We start from the raw sequence: 18,768 nt of genomic DNA, 5'->3' as shown, positions 1-18,768 counted from the left end.
GCCTGTCGTAAGGTAATGCTGTTCACTTAAGCAATTTCAGCCGCAACGCATTCCTTGTAGCAGCTGCCGAGCTCGCGAGGCTGCGTTCGGCTGCGAAGCAGTCGTCAAACCAGTGATTGCGGTGTGTCAGACAGACCGCACTAGCCGGATTCACGACTGCTTCGCAGCCGAACGCAGCCTCGCAGGCTCGACAGCTGCTACGGCCGAACGCAGGCTTCGACAGCTGCTACAGATCGCATTGCGGCTTAAGTGAATAATGTTATCTGTGAGGAGGGTTCTGGCGGATGTTTCATGCAGGAAAAAAGCTGCGGGAGCTTCGGCGTGTTCCTACAGGCGTGGTTGCTTTGTCGTCTTTCGCCGGCCGGCTGCGAGCGTTTACTGTTTGGCATCGCTGCAAAATCAGCGAACAGGTTTGGTCACCTGACTAACACTGCACATATATGTGCCATCATTCGCTCTGCGGACTTCTACGTCTCGTAGTGCGTTGCAATGGTGGCTGTGTGCAGGACGCTTTCGGGCGAGCCGTTTTGAGTGTTAGCGGTTGACCAAGCCTGTACACAGCCGCCTCCCATCGTTTGGTCACGGTGCTGGCGATTACTAACTAATACTCGAGTAATTACTATGCCAACGATAAATCCGTTTCCCGATCGTTACCGTTCAATCAAAAGTGGCCTTACCGACTCAAATCCCTTGGTGATCGACACAGAAGCCAATCCCCAAGACATCCTCGAATCCGCCCTCCAGCGCATCCGAGCCTCCAGCCAGTTACTTGAAACGCTCCACTGCCTGTGCTTCAAGCACGGTGACGTTCAAGACATCCCGCACATTACCCATGCGCTTTATCTGCTGACTCAGGATGGTTACGACCTGCTGCAGGTTGCGCAGCAGCGGATGATGGGCTGGAAAGCGCCTGCCTGACACCACAGCATGACAAACAAGCCAGTCCCTTATGGTCGCTGGCTTGTTTGCGGGACACACTAATTCATTGCTGTCCTGAAAACTAAGCCGTCCTCAGTTCACTGCTTCCCGCTTGAGGAATCATCGCGAGCTGGACCTCGACAGTATTTTCTTTTTTCGCCATCCAGCGATCGACGTTGATTTTATGTTCCGGCGCCTGGGTGGCAGAACCGTAAATGTCTTCGGGCGTCAGTTTAAGGAAGCTCAAGGCGTGCAGCCGTTGCCGGGCGGTATTCAATCGACCTATTTCCGCTCTCAGTAAACTCGCTTCTCGCTGGCTTGCCTGACGGTCGTATTGGAAGGAGTTGTTCAGTTCAGCTTCCTTCGTCTTCAAACGGTCCTGCATTTCTTGCAGTTGGTAGTAGACCTGATCGTACTCAGTCTTGGTCACCACCGTGGTTCCGCTTTCCTGGGTTTGCTGCCAGCGGCGCAATGTTGCCCAGGCGTACGGAATGTAGGAGGGCACCATGAAGTGATCGCTCATGTGGAACAGTTGCTTCACAAAAGCGGCACGGTCGGGCAGGTCCCCGACCTTTTTCAATGCCTTGGTGCAGGCGGCCTCTTCGATGGAGTCGCAACCTGGATCCCAGAGAACAGCGGATTGCTCACGTCCTTTAAAGTGGACGGGCATGAAGTGGTGCAAATTACCGTGGTGCCCGTATGGCGCGCCGCCAGTTCGCGACAGGCCTATGGCGAAAATAAGTGCGCCTAAAGGGGCGGTGACAAAACTGATGATTACGCCGGGCACCCAGATACTTTTACGAGTGTTCATCCAGGGCGCGGGAACACTTGGGATCGGGTCGTTGTTGTTGACCATGCGGTGATGGGCCAACTCTGCCGCGCCGTTGACGAAGTCTGCGTCGCCGGCTCGTGGGGAGCCGTAGGTGTAGAGAAGGACGTTGAATTTTTTGGTGTCGCGTCGAAGCGCTTCTGCAAGTAATGTTGCAATGGCTCCACCGAGGCTATGACCACAAACAATGACCTTTTGGTCTACGTGGAAACTCTCAAGATAGGTCAGAACAAAAGTACTCATAGCTCTATAGGCATCATAAAAGCCTTGGTGAGCTTTGCCTACGCCACCCGTGATAGGAACTTGCTCTGCATCGGTGTCTCGCAAGAAGTCCGCGCCCTCTAAAGTCCCTCGGACCGAGATTAGAATAATTTCATCATGGTGGGTTATGAACGCCTGGGTATCGGTGCCACCTTCGGCTTTGCCATCATCGAAGAAGTGCCATGTGGCAGGGGACTCTTGATTTGGACCCAATTCAGGTTTGTTTTGCTTGTACAGCGTGGGGTCGAATGGCAGGATCTCGAAACGCTTCGAATAAGGTATATCTTCATAAAGCGGGTAATAAGCAGTTGTTTGGTCTTTATTGACTTTCCAGGATTCCCTGAAACTGGCAAGGCTATTGCCAAACATATACCCGACGCTCGGGTCCAACGGGAATGATACTGTGTCGGTAGGCTGTTCGGCTGGTTCTTGGCCGAAGTTGCTGTAACTCAAACTGGCAAACAAAGATAGTTGATACAAATTCAAGGCGCTGAAATTATTGTCTTTCGATAGCATGGGACGGAAAGCCCGTAGCGGACGAACTTCAAGGACCGTGTGTTTGTCTGGAAGAAGAACAACGCCCCGTAATTCTGGTTTTTCCGGACCAAATCCGAGGTCACCCATTACGTTAAGGAGGTTGTAGTTTGGCGGATGCGCGCTTTTTGAAAGGGGAGGAAGATGAGCGAATTTCTCAACCAGATCTCTCACTTCGACATGAAAGAACTGGTCTGCTTTTGCTTTTGCAGGGTTATTTTCAACTCGCAGACCGTCCTTTCGCAGGAAACGGGTTTTTTCGGCCCGTACCTGCAATTCGCTGATTTTTAGTGGATAGTTCAGTCGTGTCATTAACCATTTGTAGTCCTTCTCGTCTCCTTTATAGGCACTATCAACGGTGAGGACCACGGGCCCTTCGTAAGTGTCACAAACTTTGGCAAAGCCTTCAGAATCTAAAATTCCTTCATGAGATTGTTCGGCACTATCTACAAGTTTGTAAGCTAAACCTGCATAGGGTTTACCATTCCCTGACTCATCCACAAGTTGAAAGCTAACCCAAGTGCCCCTGAGTGGGCAGGCTTGTTTAGTGTCAGTCAGTAGCGGTTGTACTGGTTTTTTTACCGGCATGTGTGAATTTCCTTATTCGGTGCAAGTCGGATAGACGGTGCAGTCACGTCCATCTGGCATTTTAAAAGGTTTAAAATTTGTTTTATTGTCTCCGCAGAACGCGTAGGGGTCTTCAAGGCTGTCACCCATGCAGCGTTTCCAGCCAGCAGGGAACTTCACCCAGTTATCACCTACGGCCGGGCTCTCCTCGCTTGAAATAGCGAAAATTACTTTTATGGTCTTTCCCGCGAACTGAGCACGTTGCATGGGCGCTTTAACATCTGAGTCACTTGCCTGATCCGGCGTTTCCACAGATTTACATTTCAGAAGCTTTACAATGTAACGGTCAGGTCCAGCAGTGCGAAAGAACCATTGGCACTGCTTCTGCAATACCAAAACTGAGGGAGGAACGGGACTGTCTGCATTTCCATCTCGGAACGAGACCCCTGTGTGGGCCCTGCCTACATTCCGGAAGTCAGCACCATATTTGGCATCAACCTCATATGCAAAGGTGTCAAGAACCAAAGGGCAGCCACCTTCATTGCTGGTTAGTGGTACTTCGAAATGTGCCGTCTGAGCATCATTATTAAGCTTTTGCTCAAAAAATTTTAAGCCAGGATAGTTTCTGCCTTTTCGAGGCGGGACTTTGCAGCTTTCTCCGGTACGAGGCACATAGGATGCTTCGCCTTTAATGCTGAATCCGGGTGGCAGTTCAGTTATTAGCGTGAAGCTATCCTGTTGTGCAACGGAGCATCCTGTAGCCCCGAGCGTCCCCAAGCCGATGGCCGCAGCTCGAACAAGCCCAGTGAAAAAGTCTCGAGAAAACATTTTATTGTCCTTGTTCAGTGCAGTTGGGATAGACGGTGCAATCACGTCCATCCGGCATTTTGAAGGGTTTGAAATCTGTTTTATTGCCATTACAAAATGCGTATGGATCCTCAAGACTGTCGCCCATGCAGCGTTTCCAGCCCGTGGAGAACTTCACCCAGTTGTCACCAACGGCGGGTCTTTCCTCGCGTGATACATCGAAAACCACTTTTATCGTTTTCCCCGCCAACTGAGCTCGTTGCAAGGGACCTTTTGCCACTGAGCCGTTCGCCTGTTCGGGAGTTGCCACCGATTTACATTTCAGAATTTTAACGATGTAACGATCAGGCCCAACCGTGCGGAAAAACCATTCGCACTGCTTCTGCAATATCATGGGGGAGGGAGAGGTGTGGCTGTCTGCAGTTCCATCCTGAAAGGCAATGCCCGTGTAATCCCTACCTAAATCGAGCCGTGCAGCCCCATACTTTCCGTCAACCTCATATCCAAAGGTATCAAGTACCAAAGGACAACCACCTTCCTTGCTCGTCAGCGGAACTTCGAAACGCGCCGTTTGTGCATCGTTACTCAGCTTCTGCTCAAAAAACTTCAAACCCGGATAGTTCCTGCCCTTTCGAGGAGGGACCGTACAAGCCTCTCCCGTTCTAGGCACATAAGACGCCTCACCTTTAATGCTGAACCCCGGCGGCAATTCCGTCACCAGCGTAAAACTGTCAGCAGATCTAACCGAACAACCAGAAACCGCCATGACACCCGCAACAGCGAACAACCAAAGCAAACGTCCCGAAAAGGTTGCGTTAGACGCCTCAACCTCACCCACGCTCTGACTGACCCAGCTGCGCATCAAACACCCGCTGACACCGCGCAAAATGTTGCTCTGGCGTCTCACCCGGCAGCGGTTGCCAAGCCACATCCTCCGCGCACTTGGGATCAAGCCTCAGGCTGAGCATGAACTCGCGCTGTTCCGGCGTGTTCCATTGCCAGGCCTCAAGCAGGTCCATCTGTTCTTCCAGCCATTCGCGCACGTTGCGGGTTTCGGAGAGTTTGGCGGCGGCCTCGATGTGGTACACCAGCAACCAGCGTTTCAGGTTCTCGCGCAAGATGCCGCGTGTGCGCTCCGGCGAGTTTGGAATTCGCATCCACGGCGCCGGGTTTGGCACCGGGTACATGCCGGGCCTGGCGTTATCCGCGCTTTTCCACTGCGCCTCGTCCCAATACAGCACGCTGCTGATCGGGCCCAGCAGCAAGGGGCGTTCGGCTTCGCTCAGGTTGGCGAGGCAGCGTGCAATCACGCGGTTGTCCTGAAAACGGAACAGCGAACGTTCGCCGTCTTCCTCAATCACCATTCGGGCCTGCCAGTGTTGGGTCAGGCCGTCGAGGTCGGCCTTGTCCATGCTGCCGATCCAGCCCCAGTTGCGCTGTGGGTCGTCCAGCAGTTTGCGGAAGGCATCGGCGCCGGGGTTGTGCAGTTCGGTCAGCCACGGGCTGATAGCGGCGAACTCGGCGTATTGGGTGCGTCGATAGAGTTGCACCGAGCGCTGCATCAGGCCGGCGCCGTACAGCGAGGTGACGGGGTTCGGTTCGGCGAGGCTGTCGAGGGCCAGGATCAGGACGCGATTGAGTTTTGCTTGTTCGCCAAGCCAGTTGTTCAGTGCGTCGCTCATGCTGTTGCCCCCAAATCACATTTGCCTTCACGGCAGGCTTCGCAAATCGGGCAGCGGATGTCGCCGGCCGCTCGGGCGGCTTTGGCCATGGCCATTTGCACGGCGGCCGGGACGAGCAGGGCACCAGCCTTGTCTTTGGCGGCGGCCCATGGGATGACGGGGTCGAGAATCTGAATCCCCGTGCCCGCGCCGGGAGCGCCACCCGAATTCACCTTCACCTCAGCCCCACTGATCGTCACACCCCCCGCATCAATCTTCACAAAACTCCCGCCAGCCTTGGCCGTGAGCTCCATGCCACCCTCAACCACTACCTTCTCGCCAGCGTTGTAATGAATCTCCTGACCGGCCTCGACAAACTGCGCGGTGCCCACCTTCACATGCTGGGTCACGCCCACAGTGAGGTGATCATCCGCCCGCGCTTCGGTCTTGCGATCCAGATGGGTGAGGCGATGCTCTTCCACCTTGAACTCGCTGAACACATTGGCCTCGACCGTGTCATGCCGTTCATTGCCGACGCGGATCTTCTGGTCGTGCTCGATGTTTTCATCCCAGTCGCGCTGGGCGTGCAGGTAGATCTGTTCCGCACCTTTTTTGTCTTCGATGCGAAACTCGTTGTAGCCCTTGCCGCCCGGGGAGCTGAGGGTTTTGAAGGTGCTGCGGGTCTTGTTCGCCGGCAGGTCGTAGGGGACGACGTTTTCCTTGTGGTACAGGCAGCCGGTGATCAGCGGCTGGTCGGGGTCGCCTTCGAGGAAGGTGACGAGCACTTCCATGCCGACTCGCGGGATGGCGATGCCGCCGTAGGCATTGCCGGCCCAGCCGCTGGCGACGCGCAGCCAGCAGCTGGTCTTGTCGTCGGCCTGGCCGTCGCGGTCCCAGTGGAATTGCACTTTGACCCGGCCGTATTCGTCGCAGTGGATCTCTTCCCCCGGCGGGCCGGTGACGATGGCGGTCTGGCTGCCCAGCACTTGCGGTTTCGGGTGTTCCAGGGCTGGGCGGTAATGGGCGTCCCACGGGGTGGCGAGGAAGCGGTTGCGGTAGCCCTGGTGGAAATCGTCCTTGCTGTCGGTGACGTCGCTGGTGATGTTCTCGCCAAGCACTTGCGGCTGTTTGCCCTCGTGGACGATTTCCAGCAGCAGCCAGAGGTCGTTCCATTCGGCGCGCGGGTGTTCGCTGAGGGCCAGGAAATGGCCGCTGACCAGGGTCGGTTCGTCGCCTTTGCCTTCAGCCAGTTGGTAGTCGCTGCGATGGCGTTCCAGGGCGCGGGTCGCCAGTTGCTTACCGCGCGCGCGGTCGGTGAAACGGCCGGGGTAGTCGTAGTCTTCGAGGTCCGGGGCGAACGCGCTTTTGGCCGCGCTTTCCGGCAGCAGCCGGGGCTTTTCGAAGTCGTAGTCGCGGCGGCTGACGCGGGTGGTGCGGGTTTCCAGGCGCAGGTTGAAGCGCTTGATCACCGTCTTCTCGGCGGCCATGCCGGAGTCCTGCTGGTAGCTCACCGGCGCCAGTTTGCGGAACACCGTCTGGTCATCGCCGAACACCAGTTTGTGGCCGCTGGCCGAGTGCTGGAAGTGGAAATGGATGCCTTCCTCTTCGCACAGGCGCTGGATGAAATGCAGGTCGGATTCGTCGTACTGCACGCAGTACACGCGCTCCGGGTAGATCGCGCCGAGCTGGAAGCTGTAGGCGTCGGCCAGAATGCCGCGGGCCTCGAGCACCTGGGCGATGATCTTCGGCACGCTGAGGTGCTGGAAAATCTGTTGGTCGTGGTTGTGGCGCAGGTAGGCAAGTTGCGGCACCAGGCTGATGCTGTAGCGGGTCAGGCTCTTGCCGGAATCGCCTTGCTCGATGCGGTACACCAGGCCATGGATTTTGCCCTGGCCGGTGGCGCCGAAGGTCAGGCAGCCGGGTTTGTGCAGCAGCTCTTCGAGTTTCAGGTCGGGGCGGGTGCTGACCAGTTCGATGTCGAAACAGAACGGCTGGTTGAGGGCCTCACGGCCGATGAAGCTGAGCACCTGAAGGTCGACGGAAATGCCTTCGAGGGTGAGGGAGATATGGATTGCGTTTGCGTCCAGCATGCCTTGAATTCCGTCCTTTGAAAAAGCAGGGGCGGATGGTGCAATATTAAAGAGCCACATTCAAGGCGCAAATGCCGTAGGTCAAGGGCCTGACGCTTGTAGGGCTTTCCCCTATAGCTGAGGTTTTGCACGATGAATACAGGCACTTTTCGAGGCAATTGACCGCTACGCCAGATAAAAAAGAAGGCCCCACAGATGGGGCCTTCGTTTATGACTCAGCCAATAAATTCAAAGCGATTGCAAGGAAATGGTCGCGCTCTGAGAGTTTTGCTGGCTGTCAGCATCCATCCAGACCCACTGCGTACCGTCGCCTTGCAGATTATTGGAAATGCTCTGAATCTGCGAGTAGCTGATCTTGACGGCCCCAACTTCACTTGCAGTAGGCCCGATCGTGGTGACCTGGCCGGAGAGCAGGCCGTTCGAGGTCTCATTGACGACGAACACGGTCGCCTGCGCCTCACGGAACTGGCAGGAGAGGAACTGTGTAATGGTGCTGGTGATCGTCAGGTTCATCCATTTTGATGGGGGGACCGCATAGTAGCGGGTGTACTTGTTGAACGGATGCTGCTCACCATCGGCCGGCAGCGGATAGTTGCTGAGCCCCGATGTGTTGGTCGGCATGCTGACACTTCCCAGCCAGATTTCGACCTGTGATTTACCGGCGTTGCTGGACAGTGAGACCGAAACGGTTTGAGTATCGGTGCCCGAGACAAAGCCCAATGATGCCAGGCCTGCATTGGCCGTGGTGCCAGGTACCGTGATCGGTACGGGCGGCTGGCTGTTGCTCCAGTTCACGGAGACAGTCGAGTTGTTGTCATTTTGCGCGGAGTTGTAGATAAAGATCCCATACAGCTGGCCTGGGCTAAGCGCGGTACAGGTGGCTGTATCACCTGCGGTGAGCGTAATGCGTTGTCCGCCGTTCCAGTTAATTTGGGCAGCTGAGATAGCGACACTTTCCATGTTGGAGTTCCTTTTCCTGTTGTGGGGGTATAAGGATTGCGCACAGCAGTTATCCTTACCTGCGCTGTGCGTGGAAAAGAGACTAGTTGAAGGTATGTAACGGTCAAGTAACTACTTGGTTGTAGTCGGTTACGTTTTTGGAATAGCTGAAAGTGTAAAACGCTATAAATTTACTTCGGAAATAAAAATATAAAACTGTCAATGGCCGCCTATCTTTTGTCTGGGTTAATATTTTTTAATTTGCAATAAGAATATATCTAAAAAATATAATGGGCGTAAAAATACAACAGCCAATGAAGAAAACTATACGGGCTGTCTTTTATTCAAATCCACCGGCAGGTCCTGAAATCAGGACCTGCGATAGAAGAGGCATGGGGGCGCGAATTTCAGTCCAACTGCCGCCGATACGGCAAATCCGGCCCGGTCTTGCTGCAGGTCAGGGCGGCGGCGCTGACGGCGAATCTGAGCATGGCATCGATCTGCTCCTTGCTCAGCTGTTGCAAACCGTCGACTGAATCCAGCTGCTGCTCGGTCAGCCAGGTAATCAGCGCCGCCTGGAAGGTATCGCCAGCCCCGACGGTGTCGGCAATCTTCACCGAACAAGCCGGCACCGACCATGTGCCATGAGCCCGGCTGAACACCGTCGCCCCCTGACCGCCACGGGTCAGGAACACCAACTGACAACGATGTTCCAGCCAGCCTTCGATCACGCGCTGCGGATCCTGCTCGGGATACAACAGGCTCAAATCTTCGTCGCTGACCTTGATCAGGTCGGCAAGCTCCACCAGGGTGGCGATCCGTGAACGCCACAACTCGATATTCGGCTCGGGATTCAGGCGCACGTTCGGGTCGAGGCTGATCAGGCGTTTGCCACTTTCGCGCTGCACCAGCGCCAGCAAGGTATCGGCAACCGGTTGCACCACCAGCGAGAACGAGCCGATGTGCAAGCCGCGCACTTCAGGCCCCAGTTGCGGCAGATGCGCAAGGCTCAATTGCCGGTCAGCGCAGCCTTCGCCGCGAAAGCTGTAATGGGGCGAGCCATTGGCACCGACCGCCACCATCGCCAGCGTGGTCGGCGCGGCAAAGTCCACGAGGTAATCCGGGCGCACGCCTTCATCCTGCAGCACTTGCTGCAACCGTCGGCCGAGGTAATCGGTCGACAGCCCGGCAAACAACGCGGCATCCACGCCCAAACGACGCAAACCTACCGCGACATTGAACGGCGAGCCTCCAGCAATTGCCTTGAAATTCACTTTGGACGCCAAGCCACTGGCATCGTCTTCACTGAAGAAATCGAACAGCGCTTCACCACACACCAGATACATAGTTGCTCGCTCTTTAAAGGGTTGCGACATGCTGTTGATAGCGTTCGTAGGCCTGCTGACAGGCCTGTACATTTTCTGCAATCGGCAGGGTTTCACTGGCCAGGTCGAGCTTCACGCAGCGCTCGCACAAGTCCGCCAGGCTGTCTTCGTGGCCGTTTGCCCAGGACTTGCACCACGCCGCCTGAATCGCTGCGCCAAGCGCCGCGGCCTCGCTGTGTTCGGTACAGATCACTGGCGTATTCATGATGTCGGCGACGATTTGCCGCCACACCGGGCTCTTCGAACCGCCGCCGGTCAGGCAGATGCTGCGGCTTTGTAAGCCATTGTGGCGCAGCAGGTCCAGCCCGTAACGCAAACCGAAGGTGGTGCCTTCCACCACGGCGCGGCACAGGTTGGCCCGGGTCAGGTTGGTCATGGTCAACCCCAGCAGGCTGCCGCTGGCATGGGGCAGGGCGGGAACGCGTTCGCCATTGAGGAACGGCAGCATGCACACGCCTTCAGCACCAATCGGCGCGTGTTCGACCAAGGCGTTGAACTGCTCGATATCCAGTTCGAATAACTCGCGAATCGCGCCGGTGGCATTGGTCAGGTTCATGGTGCAGATCAGCGGCAACCAGCCACCGCTGGAGGAACAGAACGTCGCCACCGAGGCGTCCGGGCTGACGTGCGCTTGCTCGGCATAGGCGTAGACCGTCCCCGAAGAGCCGAGGCTCATGGTGATCGCGCCAGGCTTGATGTTGCCGGTGCCGATCGCGCCCATCATGTTGTCGCCACCGCCGCTGGAGACCAGGGCCTTGGGGTTGATGCCCAGATGCTCGGCGATGCCTGGCAGGATCGTACCGACCGGCTGGTGGGCATCGATCAGCTCCGGGAGCGCGGCTTGCAGGCGCCCGGTGGGATCGATGTCGCGCAGCAGTTGCAAGTCCCACTGGCGCGTACGCACGTTGAAATAGCCGGTGCCCGACGCATCGCCGTACTCGCTGCAACTGCGGCCGGTAAGCCAATAGTTGAGGTAGTCATGGGGCAGCAGGATGCGGGCGGTCCGGGCGAAAATTTCCGGGTGCTGTTCTTTGGTCCAGAGCAGTTTCGACACGGTATAGCCAGGCGCGATGACCACGCCGAGGCGTTCCAGGGAGCCTTTTTCACCGCCCAGATGGGCGAGCAAGCGGTCGTTCTCCGGGGTGGATTCGGTATCGCACCAGAGCTTGGCCGGGCGCAGTACCTGGCCGTGATCGTCGAGCAGCACCAGGCCATGTTGCTGGCCAGAGACACCGATGCCGAGAATGGCCTGACCATCGACATCCGCGGCGAGCAACGCTCGACGGGTGGCCTGGGTAAAGGCTTCCAGCCACTGGGCGGTGTCTTGCTCGCGACGGCCGTTGGCGCCGCTGATGAGGCTGTGGACAGCAGCGCCCTGACCGAGGACCTGACCGCTGTGCGCGTCGAGGATCACGGCTTTGGTGCCTTGGGTGCCGCAGTCGATGCCCAGGAATAGTTGTTGGTTTGCCATGGAAACACCCTACCGAAGATTGTTCCCACGTTCTGCGTGGGAATGCATCAATGGACGCTCTGCGTCCGCTTCTGGATGGGACGCGGAGCGTCCCGGGCTGCATTCCCACGCCGAGCGTGGGAATGATCAGACGGCCAGCACTCGTTCGAGCGTCTGCGTCACGCCAACCTCCCGCAAGCTGTTACAGCACCACTCGAACGCCGCGACGAACTCTGGCGAACGCGGAATCGCCGTGCCGAAAATCTCCTCAACCTCCAGCAGCCGCTGGGTGATCAACGCATCATCGACCACCAGCGCCTGACAGAACGCCGCCCGCGGATCCGGAATTGCATAGGTCTGACCGTTCTCATCCACGCCTTTGAGGTACAGCGCCCAGGCCGCCACCACCAGCGCCGCACGTTTGGTTTCGCGGCCATCGGCGATCAAGCGGTTGAGGGTCGGCACAGTGAATTTCGGAAACTTCGACGAACCGTCCGAACACACCCGCTCCAGTTGATCGGCAATCGCCTGATTGGAGAAGCGCGCCACCAGGGTGTTTTTGTACTCGGTCAAATCGATGCCCGGCACCGGCGCCAGTTGCGGCGTCACGTCCAGGTCCATGTAGGCGCGCATGTAGCGCACGAACAGTGGGTCGTTCATGGTTTCGTGAACGAAACGGTAACCCTTCAAAAAACCCAGATAAGTCAGGGCCAGGTGACTGCCGTTGAGCAGTTTAATTTTCATTTCTTCGTAAGGCGTGACGTCGTCGGTGAATTGCACGCCGACCTTTTCCCACGCCGGGCGACCGTTGACGAATTTGTCCTCCAGCACCCACTGCACAAACGGCTCGCAGACCACCGGCCAGGCGTCGTCGATGCTGTGTTTGTCATGCAATTGCAGGCGATGCTCGATGCTGGTCATCGGCGTGATGCGGTCGACCATGGCGTTGGGGAAGCTGACGTTGCACTCGATCCAGTCGCGCAGGTCGGTATCGCGCAGGGCAGCGAATGCGAGCAAGGCTTTACGGGTCACTGCGCCGTTGTGCGGCAGGTTATCGCAAGACATCAGCGTAAACGCGGGCGTGCCGGCTGCACGCCGTTTGGCCAGCGCGGCGCAGAGGAAGCCGAACACGGTTTTCGGCGCGTTCGGATTGGTCAGGTCGTGCTGGATCTGCGGCAGGTGCGCCATGAACTCGCCGTTGCTGTCGTCGATGCAGTAACCGCCCTCGGTGATGGTCAGCGAGACGATGCGAATCTCGGGGCTGGCCAGTTTATCGATCAGCGCCTCGGCGCCGTCTTCGGCCAGCAGCATGTCGCGGATCGCGCCGATGACTCGCACTTCGGTGTCGTCGGTATCGCCGAGTTCAAACAGGGTGAACAGGTAATCCTGCTCTTGCAGATCGTCCCGGGCTCGACGGTCTTCAGCGCGCAGGCCAACCCCGCAGATAGCCCAGTCCAGTGCTTCGCCGGTGTTCATCAAGGCGTCGGTGTAGTACGCCTGATGGGCGCGGTGGAAACCGCCGACGCCAATGTGCGCGATGCCCTGGCGGGTGTCGCTCAGGGTGTAGGCGGGCAGGGCCACCTCGGGGGCGAGGCGGTTGAGGTTGGATTTATTCAGTTTCATCGCATGCTCTCTGAAATCAGGCTGCGGCGCGCAGTGGACGGGTCAGCGCCACGCCGTCGGCATCAAATAAATGGCAGTGTTCGGCGTCCAGGTGCAGGCTCAGGGTTTCGCCATAACGGCTCGCCAGATCGCCGCGAACGCGCATGGTCAGCGCTTCACCGGACGAGGTCAGGACGTGGCAGAAGGTGTCGCTGCCCAAACGTTCGCTGACATCGGCGGTGACTTGTAGCGTGCAATCGCCGGGTTGCGCCAGCTCCAGATGTTCCGGGCGAATGCCCAGGGTCACCGCGCCGCCGACGCTCAGGTGGGCCGCGCTCAGCGGCAGAGTGATGCGGGTGCCGGCGTCCAGCAGCACTTCGCAGCCCCGGCTTTCAACACGGGTGACTTTGCCTTTGAGGAAGCCCATTTTCGGTGTGCCGAGAAAACCTGCGACAAACAGGTTGGCTGGCTGGTGATACAGGTCCAGTGGCGAACCGACCTGCTCGATCTTGCCGCCGTTGAGCACGACGACTTTGTCGGCCATGGTCATGGCTTCGACCTGATCGTGGGTCACGTAGATCATGGTGGCTTGCAGTTCTTTGTGCAGGCGCAACAGTTCCAGGCGCATTTGTACCCGCAGGGCGGCGTCGAGGTTGGACAGCGGTTCGTCGAACAGGAAGATTTTCGGGTTGCGCACGATGGCCCGGCCGATCGCTACGCGCTGACGCTGACCGCCGGACAGCTGTTTCGGTTTACGTTCGAGCATCGGCCCGAGTTCCAGAATGCGCGCTGCTTCACCGACCTTCTTCTCGACTTCGGCTTTCGCTACACCGGCCAGGTCGAGGGCAAACGACATGTTTTTGCGCACGCTCATGTGCGGGTACAGGGCGTAGGTCTGGAACACCATCGCCAGGTCGCGCTTGGCCGGGCTGACTTCGGTGATGTCGCGACCATCGAGCTCGATGGTGCCGCCGCTGACTTCTTCAAGGCCGGCGATCAGCCGCAGCAGGGTGGACTTGCCGCAACCCGACGGGCCGACGAACACCACGAATTCCTTGTCGTTCACTTCCAGGTCGATGCCTTTGATGATGGAAAAACCTTCGAAGCCTTTTTGCAGATTTTTGATTTTCAGGTTGGCCATGATGATGGGCCTCCGCTTTGAGATTCGGGTTGAGCTTGCAGCCTTCAAGATCAAAAGATCGCAGGCTGCGCCAGCTCCTACGTTGGGATCGCGTAGGCCTGGAGGTCCTTGTAGGAGCTGCCGAAGGCTGCGATCTTTTGCTTCTGATTCATTTCACAGCGCCAAACGACAGGCCGCGGACCAGCTGTTTCTGGCTGATCCAGCCGAAGATCAGGATCGGCGCGCAAGCCAGGGTCGATACCGCCGACAACTTGGCCCAGAACAAACCTTCGGGGCTTGAGTAAGAGGCGATCAGTGCGGTCAGTGGCGCGGCTTTGGACGAGGTCAGGTTCAGCGACCAGAACGCCTCGTTCCAGCACAGGATCAGCGACAGCAACACCGTGGAAGCCAGGCCGCCCTTGGCGATCGGCAGCAGCACCCGGACCATTTCCTGCCATAGGGTGGCGCCGTCCAGGCGTGCCGCTTCGAGGATGTCCTTGGGGATGTCTTTGAAGTAGGTGTAAACCATCCAGACTACGATCGGCAGGTTGATCAGCGTGTAGATCACGATCAGCGCGATTCGTGTATCCAGCAGGCCAAAACTCTTGGCCAACAGGTAGATCGGCATCAGCACGCCCACTGGCGGCAGCATCTTGGTGGAGAGCATCCACAGCAGCGTGCCTTTGGTGCGCTGGGTTTCGTAGAACGCCATGGAGTAGGCGGCCGGCACCGCGATCAGCAGGCACAATGCCGTGGCGCTGAAGGAAATCACCACCGAGTTCCAGGCGAAGCTGAAGTAATCGCTGCGCTCGTTGATGTGCAGGTAGTTCTCCAGCGTCGGCGTGAAGATGAACTGCGGCGGTGTGGCGAACGCGTCGATTTCGGTCTTGAAACTGGTCAGCACCATCCAGAAGATCGGGAAGAAAATCAGGATCGCGATGGCCCAGGCCAGGGTGCCGAGCAGCAGGCTTTGCAGACGACGGGATTGTTGAAGAGTCATGGCGCAGGCCTCAGGCTTTGTCTGTCAGGTTTTTGCCGATCATGCGCACCAGCACGATGGCCGCGATGTTGGCAATCACCACCGCGATCAAACCACCGGCGGAGGCCATGCCAACGTCGAACTGCACCAGCGCCTGGTTGTAGATCAGGTAGGCGAGGTTGGTCGAGGCGTAGCCGGGGCCACCGTTGGTGGTGGTGAAGATTTCGGCGAACACCGACAGCAGGAAAATGGTTTCGATCATCACCACCACCGCAATCGGCCGTGCCAGGTGCGGCAAGGTCAGGTGCCAGAAGATGGCGATCGGTCCGGCACCGTCCAGGCGCGCTGCTTCTTTCTGTTCCTGGTCGAGGGACTGCATGGCGGTCATCAGGATCAGGATCGCGAAGGGCAGCCATTGCCAGGACACAATGATGATGATCGACAGCAGCGGGTAGTGCGCCAGCCAGTCCACCGGCTGCGCGCCGAACAGCTTCCAGATGTAGGCAAGAATCCCCGAGACCGGGTGAAAGATCAGGTTCTTCCAGATCAGCGCACCGACAGTGGGCATGATGAAGAATGGCGAGATCAACATCACCCGCACGATGCCGCGACCGAGAAACTCACTGGCCTCCAGCAACGCGCTGATCAATACGCCGAACACCACGCTGATCAGCAACACGCTGCCCACCAGCAATAGAGTATTGGTGGCGCCGGGCAGGAAGCCCGAATCGCTCAGGAAGTAGCTGAAGTTCTCCAGCCCCACGAATTCGTTTTCGCCGGGGTAGAGCAGGTTGTAGCGGATCATCGAAAAGTAAATGGTCATGCCCAGGGGCACGATCATCCACAGCAGCAGCAACGCCACCGAGGGGCTGACCAGAAACCAGCTGGGGTTGGTCAACCGGCTTTTACGCACCGGTTGCGGGATGTCCATGTGAGCTTTGACAGTGGTTGAAGTATTCATGGCGATCAGAACCGATTGGGAACAGACAAATGAAGATCAACTGTAGGGGCGAGGCTTGTGTGGTGAGGGAGCTTGCTCCCGTTCGGCTGCGAAGCAGTCGCAAAGTGTTTTGGGGCCGCTTCGCGACCCAACGGGGGCAAGCCCCCTCGCCACACAGCCTCGCTCCTACAAGTGCGCGGGGTTATTTGGGATAACCGGCGCGCTTCATCTCACGTTCGGTGGTTGACTGGGCGGCGGTCAGGGCCTGGTCGACTGTGGTCTGGCCGATCAGCGCCGCCGAGAACAGCTTGCCGACCTGGGTGCCCACGGCCTGGAACTCAGGAATCGTCACCAACTGGATACCGATGTAGGGCACAGGCTTTTGCGACGGTTGGCTCGGGTCCGCGGCTTTCAGCGATTCCAGCGTCACCTTGGCGAACGGCGCGGCCTTCATGTAAGCCTCGGTGTAGGTCGAAGCGCGAGTGCCAGGTGGCACGTTGGCGATGCCGTTTTTTTCCGCGACCAGGGCTCCGTACTCCTTGGACGTGGCCCAGGCGCTGAAGGTTTTCGCCGCTTCCTTGGCCTTGGAACTGGTTGGGATGGCCAATGCCCAGGAATACAGCCAGGCAGAACCTTTGTCGGTGACCTGATGCGGTGCGTAAGTAAAGCCGACGTGGTCGCTGACTTTGCTTTGGGTTTTGTCGGTCACGAACGAGCCGGCCACACTGGCATCGACCCAGATCGCGCACTTGCCGCTGTTGAACAGCGCCAGGTTCTCGTTGAAGCCGTTGCTCGATGCGCCGGGCGGGCCGGACTTTTTCATGGTGTCGACGTAGAAATTCAGCGCATTTTTCCACTCAGCGCCGGTAAATTCCGGCTGCCATTTCTCATCGAACCAGCGCGCGCCATAGGCGTTGGCGACAGTGGTGATCAGCGCCATGTTTTCGCCCCAGCCAGCCTTGCCGCGCAGGCAGATGCCGTACTGTTCTTTATCTTTATGGGTGAGTTTGCTGGCGAATTCGCCGATCTGTTCCCAGGTCGGGCGCTCCGGCATGGTCAGCCCGGCGTCCTTGAACAGGTCGGTGCGGTAATAGGTGATGGAGCTTTCAGCGTAGAACGGCAGGGCATAGAGCGAGCCCTTGACTGAAAGGCCTTCACGCACCGAAGGGAAAACGTCGTCGAGGGCGTAGTTGGCCGGCAAGTCCTTCATCGGTTCCAGCCAACCCTTGGCACCCCAGAGTGCGGCTTCGTACATGCCGATGGTCAACACATCAAACTGCCCGCCCTGGGTCGCGATGTCGGTGGTCAGGCGTTGGCGCAGGACGTTTTCTTCAAGCACCACCCAATTGAGTTTGATGTCCGGATGCTCGGCCTCGAAGGTTTTCGAGAGCTTTTGCATGCGGATCATGTCGCTGTTGTTGACGGTGGCGATGGTCAGGGTCTGAGCGCCGAGGCTGACGCTACTGAGGGTCATGCAGGTGAGGGCAAGCAGAGCTTTTACCGAAGGTTGCATCGTGCACTCCTTTTCTGCACCCCGAGGGTTACAGAAGGACAGTTATTGTTTTTGTGTCTTCCTGCGGAGGGAAGAATGTGCGCTGATTACAGCCTTCAAACGCAGGGCTGACAAATCATCCCTAGCACTCAAACCGATACTTTTTTGCACTGATGTTTTGATGGGGAGGCGCAAGGTACGGCTATCCAGCCGTTGCGGAGGTTGAATTGAGTACAGGTTTTTTCGGTCTCAGCTATGGTTTTGCTCGGTCAACCGCTGAACCACCAACCGCCGATAATGCGTCGGCGTCATACCCTTGAGCTGCTGGAAACGCCGGTTGAAGTTGGAAATATTGTTGAAGCCCGACTCGAAACACACATCGGTCACCGGTTTGTCGCCGTCGGCCAGCAACTCGCAGGATTTGCTGATGCGCAGGCGATTGACGAACTCAATGAAACAGCGCCCGGTGGCCTGCTTGAATACCCGACTGAAGTAGGTCGGCGTCAGACCCAAGTGCTCGGCGACTTCTTCCAGCGTCAAATCCCGGGCGTAATGGGCAAAGATGTAATCCACCGCACGGTTGGTACGGTCGATATTGTGTTCATCGGCCAATTGCGGCGTTGTGGCCCCCGACAGCAACTGATAGTCATCGGACGCCGCCAGCAACTCCAGCAGAATGAAAAAGTGCCCGAGCCGGGTCATGCCCTGGGTGTCGGCGATGCGCTGCATCAAGGTAATGGCCTGGCGGATGGTGCGCTTGCAGCGAAACTCGATGCCGTACTGCGCGCGCTCCAGCAAGGGCGCAATTGTCTTGAGTTCGGCGAACACCTGATGGCCGCTTTCAAACAGCTCGTCAGTGAAATTGACCAGCATGTCGCGCTCGGGAACCACTTCGTCTTCGGCCACCTGGCTGATCCAGTTGTGGGGCAGGTTGGGGCCGGTCAGGAACAGTGTTTCCGGGTAAAAGTTGCCGATGTAGTCACCGATGAACACCTTGCCGGAGCTGGCGATGATCAGGTGCAGTTCGTATTCCTTGTGGAAATGCCAGCGCACCAGGGGGCAGGGGAATCCGTGCTGGCGATAGATGATGGACAACCCGTTGTGGTCGTCCATCAATTCGTAGGAGGGATCGGTAACTCTGGCTGGTCGGCTCATGTCAGGACACTTTTATTGTTATCGCCCCTTGATCATGCC

The 18,768-nt window shown here is 57.7% G+C and carries 15 protein-coding genes; 1 reads left to right on the top strand and 14 read right to left on the bottom strand.

Annotated features, from left to right (window positions below):
• The first annotated feature begins 621 nt into the window (after nt 1-621).
• Nucleotides 622-918: a hypothetical protein gene (locus LOY36_RS14705; protein WP_258668517.1), complete on the top strand. Its 297-nt coding sequence runs from the start codon at nt 622-624 to the stop codon at nt 916-918.
• Nucleotides 919-1,000: 82 nt separating this feature from the next.
• Here the strand turns inward: LOY36_RS14705 and LOY36_RS14700 are convergent, their stop codons facing one another.
• From LOY36_RS14700 to LOY36_RS14635, 14 genes are all read right to left on the bottom strand, one after another.
• Entirely contained in the window at nt 1,001-3,130 is a 2,130-nt protein-coding gene (locus LOY36_RS14700; protein WP_258668516.1) for a lipase family protein, read from the bottom strand.
• 12 nt (nt 3,131-3,142) lie between these two features.
• Complete coding sequence (locus LOY36_RS14695) at nt 3,143-3,937, bottom strand: hypothetical protein (RefSeq protein WP_258668514.1); 795 nt, start codon at nt 3,935-3,937, stop codon at nt 3,143-3,145.
• Nucleotide 3,938: 1 nt separating this feature from the next.
• A complete protein-coding gene (locus LOY36_RS14690; protein WP_258668513.1) occupies nt 3,939-4,778 on the bottom strand; it encodes a hypothetical protein in 840 nt (279 codons plus the stop codon).
• Nucleotides 4,747-5,598 carry a DUF4123 domain-containing protein gene (locus tag LOY36_RS14685; RefSeq protein WP_258668511.1) on the bottom strand — a complete coding sequence of 284 codons (852 nt, stop codon included), beginning with the start codon at nt 5,596-5,598 and terminating at the stop codon, nt 4,747-4,749. The genes LOY36_RS14690 and LOY36_RS14685 overlap by 32 nt, the downstream gene beginning before the upstream one ends.
• Nucleotides 5,595-7,667 carry a type VI secretion system tip protein VgrG gene (locus LOY36_RS14680; RefSeq protein ID WP_258668510.1) on the bottom strand — a complete coding sequence of 691 codons (2,073 nt, stop codon included), beginning with the start codon at nt 7,665-7,667 and terminating at the stop codon, nt 5,595-5,597. Before LOY36_RS14680 ends, LOY36_RS14685 begins: the two co-directional genes overlap by 4 nt.
• 228 nt (nt 7,668-7,895) lie before the next feature.
• Complete coding sequence (locus LOY36_RS14675; protein WP_018926045.1) at nt 7,896-8,627, bottom strand: hypothetical protein; 732 nt, start codon at nt 8,625-8,627, stop codon at nt 7,896-7,898.
• Nucleotides 8,628-9,013: 386 nt separating this feature from the next.
• The gene (locus tag LOY36_RS14670) at nt 9,014-9,952 is read right to left on the bottom strand and encodes a carbohydrate kinase (protein WP_019649922.1); all 939 of its coding nucleotides are present in this window, start codon (nt 9,950-9,952) and stop codon (nt 9,014-9,016) included.
• Nucleotides 9,953-9,965: 13 nt separating this feature from the next.
• A complete protein-coding gene (xylB, locus tag LOY36_RS14665) occupies nt 9,966-11,462 on the bottom strand; it encodes a xylulokinase (protein WP_258668509.1) in 1,497 nt (498 codons plus the stop codon).
• A gap of 126 nt (nt 11,463-11,588) precedes the next feature.
• Complete coding sequence (locus tag LOY36_RS14660; protein WP_258668508.1) at nt 11,589-13,064, bottom strand: mannitol dehydrogenase family protein; 1,476 nt, start codon at nt 13,062-13,064, stop codon at nt 11,589-11,591.
• Nucleotides 13,065-13,080: 16 nt separating this feature from the next.
• Nucleotides 13,081-14,184, bottom strand: a complete 1,104-nt coding sequence (locus tag LOY36_RS14655) for an ABC transporter ATP-binding protein (RefSeq protein WP_258668507.1) — start codon at nt 14,182-14,184, stop codon at nt 13,081-13,083.
• Nucleotides 14,185-14,332: 148 nt separating this feature from the next.
• A complete protein-coding gene (locus tag LOY36_RS14650) occupies nt 14,333-15,163 on the bottom strand; it encodes a carbohydrate ABC transporter permease (RefSeq protein ID WP_019579064.1) in 831 nt (276 codons plus the stop codon).
• A 10-nt stretch (nt 15,164-15,173) separates the two neighbouring features.
• Nucleotides 15,174-16,103 (bottom strand): carbohydrate ABC transporter permease, encoded by a 930-nt coding sequence (locus LOY36_RS14645; RefSeq protein WP_408981092.1) that lies wholly within the window; start codon nt 16,101-16,103, stop codon nt 15,174-15,176.
• A gap of 181 nt (nt 16,104-16,284) precedes the next feature.
• Complete coding sequence (locus LOY36_RS14640) at nt 16,285-17,595, bottom strand: sugar ABC transporter substrate-binding protein (protein WP_258668506.1); 1,311 nt, start codon at nt 17,593-17,595, stop codon at nt 16,285-16,287.
• Nucleotides 17,596-17,823: 228 nt separating this feature from the next.
• Nucleotides 17,824-18,729, bottom strand: a complete 906-nt coding sequence (locus LOY36_RS14635; protein WP_258668505.1) for an AraC family transcriptional regulator — start codon at nt 18,727-18,729, stop codon at nt 17,824-17,826.
• Between the last annotated feature and the right edge of the window lie 39 nt (nt 18,730-18,768).

This window comes from Pseudomonas sp. B21-019 (genome assembly GCF_024749225.1).
Lineage (GTDB): Bacteria > Pseudomonadota > Gammaproteobacteria > Pseudomonadales > Pseudomonadaceae > Aquipseudomonas.
Note: the sequence above shows the minus strand (reverse complement) of the source record. Positions and strands in the feature narration are given on the sequence as shown.

Excerpts from the sequence above, each read along its gene's own strand:
- LOY36_RS14705 (WP_258668517.1), top strand. The coding sequence starts at position 622 with ATGCCAACGATAAATCCGTTTCCCGATCGTTACCGTTCAATCAAAAGT.
- LOY36_RS14700 (WP_258668516.1), bottom strand. The coding sequence starts at position 3,130 with ATGCCGGTAAAAAAACCAGTACAACCGCTACTGACTGACACTAAACAA.
- LOY36_RS14695 (WP_258668514.1), bottom strand. The coding sequence starts at position 3,937 with ATGTTTTCTCGAGACTTTTTCACTGGGCTTGTTCGAGCTGCGGCCATC.
- LOY36_RS14690 (WP_258668513.1), bottom strand. The coding sequence starts at position 4,778 with ATGCGCAGCTGGGTCAGTCAGAGCGTGGGTGAGGTTGAGGCGTCTAAC.
- LOY36_RS14685 (WP_258668511.1), bottom strand. The coding sequence starts at position 5,598 with ATGAGCGACGCACTGAACAACTGGCTTGGCGAACAAGCAAAACTCAAT.
- LOY36_RS14680 (WP_258668510.1), bottom strand. The coding sequence starts at position 7,667 with ATGCTGGACGCAAACGCAATCCATATCTCCCTCACCCTCGAAGGCATT.
- LOY36_RS14675 (WP_018926045.1), bottom strand. The coding sequence starts at position 8,627 with ATGGAAAGTGTCGCTATCTCAGCTGCCCAAATTAACTGGAACGGCGGA.
- LOY36_RS14670 (WP_019649922.1), bottom strand. The coding sequence starts at position 9,952 with ATGTATCTGGTGTGTGGTGAAGCGCTGTTCGATTTCTTCAGTGAAGAC.
- xylB (WP_258668509.1), bottom strand. The coding sequence starts at position 11,462 with ATGGCAAACCAACAACTATTCCTGGGCATCGACTGCGGCACCCAAGGC.
- LOY36_RS14660 (WP_258668508.1), bottom strand. The coding sequence starts at position 13,064 with ATGAAACTGAATAAATCCAACCTCAACCGCCTCGCCCCCGAGGTGGCC.
- LOY36_RS14655 (WP_258668507.1), bottom strand. The coding sequence starts at position 14,184 with ATGGCCAACCTGAAAATCAAAAATCTGCAAAAAGGCTTCGAAGGTTTT.
- LOY36_RS14650 (WP_019579064.1), bottom strand. The coding sequence starts at position 15,163 with ATGACTCTTCAACAATCCCGTCGTCTGCAAAGCCTGCTGCTCGGCACC.
- LOY36_RS14645 (WP_408981092.1), bottom strand. The coding sequence starts at position 16,103 with ATGAATACTTCAACCACTGTCAAAGCTCACATGGACATCCCGCAACCG.
- LOY36_RS14640 (WP_258668506.1), bottom strand. The coding sequence starts at position 17,595 with ATGCAACCTTCGGTAAAAGCTCTGCTTGCCCTCACCTGCATGACCCTC.
- LOY36_RS14635 (WP_258668505.1), bottom strand. The coding sequence starts at position 18,729 with ATGAGCCGACCAGCCAGAGTTACCGATCCCTCCTACGAATTGATGGAC.